This window comes from Frankia sp. AgB32, assembly GCF_023243045.1.
In the GTDB taxonomy this organism is placed as follows: Bacteria; Actinomycetota; Actinomycetes; order Frankiales; family Frankiaceae; genus Frankia.
The window spans coordinates 1-251 of record NZ_JALKFX010000205.1; the positions used below are offsets into that span (position 1 = coordinate 1).

Here is a 251-nt window from a genome sequence, read left to right on the forward strand (position 1 = left end):
GGATATACCCGAACTTCGGGGCGAGCCTCTCATTTGCCTTAGCAAGCTCGGCCATGACGTCTTGGCCACCAAACTGCTTCTTCATCTTCTCAGGAGTAGTCACCTGCCCCTTAGCGGCGGGGACCAAACCTTGGGTAGCGAGGTCGTTGACTTGAGTGTTGAACCAGTCGTTGAACTGCATCGCCTGAGCGGGGTACTTGCAGCCCTTGACGACGGCGACACCGGAGCCGCCGTCAGGTCCAGTCATGTCT

1 protein-coding gene is annotated in these 251 nt (G+C 58.2%); it reads right to left on the reverse strand.

Going from position 1 to position 251, the window contains the following annotated elements; all coding sequences use genetic code 11:
* Positions 1-251 (reverse strand): hypothetical protein (locus MXD60_RS26430; RefSeq protein ID WP_248822410.1); only part of this gene is annotated, 251 nt, incomplete at both ends.